Source organism: Mycobacterium sp. UM_Kg1 (assembly GCF_000972925.1).
GTDB classification, from domain to species: domain Bacteria; phylum Actinomycetota; class Actinomycetes; order Mycobacteriales; family Mycobacteriaceae; genus Mycobacterium; species Mycobacterium hiberniae.
Map to the genome: position 1 here is coordinate 1 of NZ_JRMK01000213.1, position 4,930 is coordinate 4,930.

At 72.1% G+C, this 4,930-nt stretch carries 5 protein-coding genes; 3 read left to right on the plus strand and 2 right to left on the minus strand.

Annotated features, from left to right (window positions below; all coding sequences use genetic code 11):
• Positions 1-16 precede the first annotated feature (16 nt).
• Positions 17-790 (minus strand): PIG-L deacetylase family protein, encoded by a 774-nt coding sequence (locus LI92_RS19830; RefSeq protein ID WP_046321980.1) that lies wholly within the window; start codon positions 788-790, stop codon positions 17-19.
• 18 nt (positions 791-808) lie between these two features.
• Positions 809-1,438, minus strand: a complete 630-nt coding sequence (locus LI92_RS19835; RefSeq protein WP_046321981.1) for a DJ-1/PfpI family protein — start codon at positions 1,436-1,438, stop codon at positions 809-811.
• A gap of 126 nt (positions 1,439-1,564) precedes the next feature.
• On the opposite strand from LI92_RS19835, the gene LI92_RS19840 reads away from it, so the two are divergent.
• The 3 genes from LI92_RS19840 to smc all read left to right on the plus strand — a co-directional run.
• Positions 1,565-1,981, plus strand: coding sequence for an OsmC family protein (locus LI92_RS19840; RefSeq protein WP_046321982.1), 417 nt, complete (start codon positions 1,565-1,567; stop codon positions 1,979-1,981).
• Entirely contained in the window at positions 1,968-2,249 is a 282-nt protein-coding gene (locus LI92_RS19845; RefSeq protein WP_046321983.1) for an acylphosphatase, read from the plus strand. The genes LI92_RS19840 and LI92_RS19845 overlap by 14 nt, the downstream gene beginning before the upstream one ends.
• 19 nt (positions 2,250-2,268) lie before the next feature.
• Positions 2,269-4,930, plus strand: a 2,662-nt coding sequence (smc, locus tag LI92_RS19850; protein WP_046321984.1) for a chromosome segregation protein SMC, incomplete at its 3' end; no start/stop codon positions are given.

Genomic DNA, 4,930 nt, shown 5'->3' on the forward strand with positions numbered 1-4,930 from the left:
ATGTGCGCGTCCGCGCTCAGGCGAAGATGTCGCGGTACACCGTGCCCGGTTCCCGGTCCGGGTCGACGAACCATTCCCGCCCGAACATCACCCCCGCCGCCTGGGGAGGCAGCCGCATCAGCACCGCGACAAGCCGTGCCGCGGCGGGACTCGCGCTGATCTGAGAACGGTGCTCGGCCAGGGCATCGCGCTTCTGCCGGGCAAACCGGAACACATTGATCCGGTGCGTGATGTGCGCCCGCGGCGCATAGGCCGTGCGCACCACATCGCGGTGGTAGGGGGCCGGCAGCCGAACCCACCGTGCGGCCTCGGCGATCCGGGCCAGCATCTCGCGGGGCATCGTCGCCTCGAGCACCCGCGGTGTCGCCGCGATCCGCGCCGCCTGTTTACCGACCTGGTGAACCCCTACGTGATCCCGGTGGCCGTAGCCGCCGTTGGCCTGGTAGCTCAACAGCAGTTCGGCGCGCTCCTCGGTCAGGATGTCCGCCAGCCGCCGGGCCGCCCCCGCAATGTCGGCGCGGGCGAACCGGACCCGCCCCGGCGGGTCGGCGGGAAACTCGGGGCCGAACCCGCTGTCGGCGTATCCGAGGCACTCGACCCGGTGGGCGCCGAGGATCGCCGCACTCGAGCGCAGTTCGCCCAGCCGGTCCGCGTCGTCGTCGCCGACCCGGCCGTCGGTCGCCACCACGACCACCACGCGGTGGCCCTCGGCGGCGGCCCGCGCCAGCGTGCCCCCGGTCAAGACCACCTCGTCGTCGGGGGGGGCGTGAAACGCGACCACGGTGGCCATACCGACTCCGTATGCCCGTCAGCGCCGCAGCCGCGCCGCGCGTTGCCGGACGGCCTCGCCGGCCTTGGCCTGGGAACCGCAGTCGAACGGTGGCTGCGGGTCGTACTCGATCAAAAGCTGTACAGCGCAGGCAGTCTCGGCGTCCAGCAGCAACTCGACGAGCCGCAGTGCCATGTCGATGCCGCTGGAGACCCCCGCGGAGGTCACCATGCGGCGCGACAGGTGTTCGACTACGCGCTGATCCACATAGCGGGCGCCCAGGTGCTCCAGCAGCTCGACGGCGCTCCAGTGGGTGGTCGCGGTCAACCCGTCCAGCAGGCCCGCGGCGGCCAGCAGCAGCGAGCCGGTACACACCGAGGTGGTGAACCGGGTATGGATATGGGCCTCACGCACCCAGTCGAGCAACTCGGTGTCGCCGAGCAGGACGCGCGTCCCGATCCCACCGGGCACGACCAGCAGATCCGGGCGCGGCAGCTCGTCGAACCGGGCGTCGCAGATGATCCCGAGCATTCCGTTGTCGCTGCGCACCTCGCCGCGCCGGTGGCCGACGAAGATCACCTCGGCGTCGGGGATCCGTTGCAGCACCTCATACGGCCCGATCGCGTCGAGGGCGGTGAAGCGCGGGAACAGTGGAATCGCTACCTGCATGACCCAGACGACACTACGCGCCGCGCCACCGTTCACCGAGCGTGTAATGGGTCCGGGAAATCGGCGGTTCTATCGGGCTGAGTACACGTTCGGCGAGGGAAGGCCCGCGGCTGCCAAGATGTCCTCATGACGGAACTATGGGTTCAACGAACAGGGGTCCGCAGCTACACCGGGCACAGTTCGCGGGGGGCGCAGGTATTGGTGGGCAACGAAGACGTCGACGGCGTCTTCACCCCCGGAGAGCTGCTGAAGATCGCGCTGGCCGCGTGCAGCGGGATGGCCAGTGACGCGCCGCTGTCCCGTCGCCTCGGCGACGACTATGCGGCGACGATCCGGGTCTCGGGGCCCGCCGATCGTGAGCAGGAGCGCTACCCGCTGCTGGAGGAGACCCTCGAGCTGGACCTGTCGGGTCTCGACGAGGCCGAAAAACAGCGGTTGCTCACCGTCGTGCATCGGGCCATCGACCAGGTCTGCACGGTGGGCCGCACCCTCAAATCGGGCACCGAGGTGCGTTTTGCCGTCGACTCCGGTGACCGGGCCTGACGTCCGCCTGTCCGCCTGGGTGCACGGGCGGGTCCAGGGGGTCGGCTTTCGGTGGTGGACCCGTTCGCGGGCGCTGGAACTGGGCCTGACGGGCTACGCCGCCAACCGCCCGGATGGGCGCGTGCACGTCGTCGCCCAGGGTCCGCGGGACGCTTGCCAGCGCCTGCTGGATCTGCTGCAGGGGGGGACGACGCCCGGCCGGGTGGACACGGTCGTGGCCGACTGGGCGGACGCCGGGGACCCGATCGACGGATTCGCCGAACGCTAGACCGGTAGTCTCAGACCCCGTGCATCTCAAGAGTTTGACGCTGAAGGGCTTCAAGTCCTTCGCAGCGCCGACGACTCTGCGCTTCGAGCCGGGCATCACCGCGGTGGTCGGACCCAACGGTTCGGGCAAGTCCAACGTGGTCGATGCCCTGGCTTGGGTGATGGGGGAGCACAGCGCCAAGACCCTGCGCGGCGGAAAGATGGAGGACGTCATCTTCGCCGGCACGTCGTCGCGTGCCCCGCTGGGCCGCGCCGAGGTCACCGTCACCATCGACAACTCCGACAACGCCCTGCCGATCGAGTATGCCGAAGTGTCGATCACCCGGCGGATGTTCCGCGACGGGGCAAGCGAATACGAGATCAACGGCGCGAGCTGCCGGCTGATGGACGTCCAGGAGCTGCTGAGCGACTCGGGCATCGGCCGGGAGATGCACGTCATCGTCGGCCAGGGCCGACTGGCCCAGATCCTGGAGTCGCGACCGGAAGATCGACGGGCGTTCATCGAAGAGGCCGCCGGGGTGCTCAAGCACCGCAAGCGCAAGGAGAAGGCGGTCCGCAAACTGGACGCGATGGCGGCCAACCTGGCCCGCCTGACCGACCTGACCACCGAACTGCGCCGCCAGCTCAAACCGCTGGGGCGCCAGGCCGAGGTCGCGCGGCGCGCCGCCACCATCCAGGCCGACCTGCGCGACGCCCGGCTGCGGCTGACCGCCGATGACCTGGTGACCAGGCAGGCCGAGTTCGCCGGGACCACCGACGCCGAGGCGGCGCTGCGTCGCGAACATGACCAGATCACCGAGCGTCTGGCGGTGGCCGCCGATGAACTGACCGCCCACGAGTCCGCGGTCGCCACCTTGACCCAGCGGGCCGAGGCCGCCCAACAGTCCTGGTTCGCGCTGTCGGCCCTGGCCGAGCGGGTCAGCGCCACCGTGCGCATCGCCAGTGAGCGCGCCCAGCATCTCGACGAGGAGCCGATCACCACCGGCGGAGTCGACCCCGACGCGCTGGAAGCCGAGGCCGAACAGGTGGCCGCCGCCGAGCAGCAACTGCTCGCCGAACTGGCCGAGGCCGGTATTCGGCTGGAGGCGGCCCGCGCCGAGCTGGCCGAGCGTGAACGCCGCAGCACCGAGGCGGAGCGCGCACATCTGGCCGCGGTCCGCGCCGAAGCAGACCGGCGCGAGGGCCTGGCCCGGCTGACCGGCCAGGTGGAGACCATCCGGGCCCGCGTGGAGTCGATCGACGCCCACGTGGGCCAGCTCTCGGCCCGCATCGAGGAGGCGGCCGGCCGGGCCCAGGCCGCGCAGGCGGAGTTCGAGACGGCGCAGAGCAGAGTCGTCGAACTCGACCAGGGCGAGGTCGGGCTCGATGAGCACCATGAGCGGAGCGTGGCGTCGCTGCGGCTGGCCGACCAGCGGGTGGCCGAGCTGCAGGCCGCCGAACGGGCCGCCGAACGGCAGGTGGCGTCGCTGCACGCGCGGATCGAGGCTTTGTCGATGGGTCTGGAGCGCCGAGACGGCGCCGCCTGGCTGGCGACCAACCACAGTGACCCAGGCCTGTTCGGCTCGATCGCGAAGCTGGTCAAGGTGCGCTCGGGGTACGAGGCCGCGCTGGCGGCGGTCCTGGGCTCGGCGGCCGACGCACTGGCCGCCGAGAACGCCGGCGCGGCCCGCTCGGCGCTGAACGCGCTGAAGGACGCCGACGGCGGCCGGGCGGCGATCGTGCTGGGGGACTGGCCGCTGTCGGCGCCCGAACAGGGTGCGGCGCTGCCCGACGGGGCGCTGTGGGCACTGGAGCTCATCGACGCCCCCGACCGGTTGCGCGGCGCGCTCACGGCCATGTTGGCGTCGGTGGTGGTGGTCGCCGAGCTGGCCGACGCGCTGGACCTGGTGGCCGCGCACCCCGGCCTGCGGGCGGTCACCCGCGACGGCGACCTGGTCGGTGCCGGGTGGGTCAGCGGCGGATCCGACCGCAAGCCCTCCACCCTGGAGATCAACAGCGAGATCGACAAGGCGCGCGCGGAACTGGCTGCCGCCCAGACCCAGGCCGGCGAGCTCGGCGCGGCGCTTTCTGGAGCCCTGGCCGAGCAGGCTGCGCGCCGGGACGCCACCGAACAGGCGCTCGCGGCGCTCAACGAGTCCGATGCCGCCATCGCCGCCACCCACGAGCAGCTGGGCCGGTTGGGCCAGGAGGCCCGCGCCGCCGAGGCGCAGTGGCGCCGTCAGCTGCGCGAACGTGACGAGCTGGAGGTCGGCCGGGCGCAGGCCGTCACCGAGCTGAGCGAGATCGAGGCTCGACTTCGCAACGCCGAAGCCGACCAGCCCGCCGAGGCGGTGGAACCGGTGGACCGCCAGCAGATCGCGGCCGCCGCAGAAGCCGCCCGCAGCGTCGAGGTGGAAGCCAGGCTCGCGGTGCGCACCGCCGAGGAAAGGGCCAACGCCGTTCGCGGGAAGGCGGACTCGCTGCGCCGCGCGGCAGCGGCGGAACGCGAGGCGCGGGTCCGCGCCGAGCAGGCCCGCGCCGCACGTGCCCGTGCGGCGACCACTGCCGCCGCGGTGGCCGACGCCGGCAGTTCGCTGGCCCAGCGGCTGGCGCATGTGGTGACGGCCGCGGCGCGCATCCGCGACGGACTCGCCGGTGAACGCCAGCAGCGGGCCGCCGCGATGGTGGCGGTTCGCGAGGAGG

What these genes read in the sequence shown, in the direction of transcription:
- LI92_RS19830 (WP_046321980.1), bottom strand. Translation starts at nt 790, where the DNA reads ATGGCCACCGTGGTCGCGTTTCACGCCCCCCCCGACGACGAGGTGGTC.
- LI92_RS19840 (WP_046321982.1), top strand. Translation starts at nt 1,565, where the DNA reads ATGACGGAACTATGGGTTCAACGAACAGGGGTCCGCAGCTACACCGGG.
- LI92_RS19835 (WP_046321981.1), bottom strand. Translation starts at nt 1,438, where the DNA reads ATGCAGGTAGCGATTCCACTGTTCCCGCGCTTCACCGCCCTCGACGCG.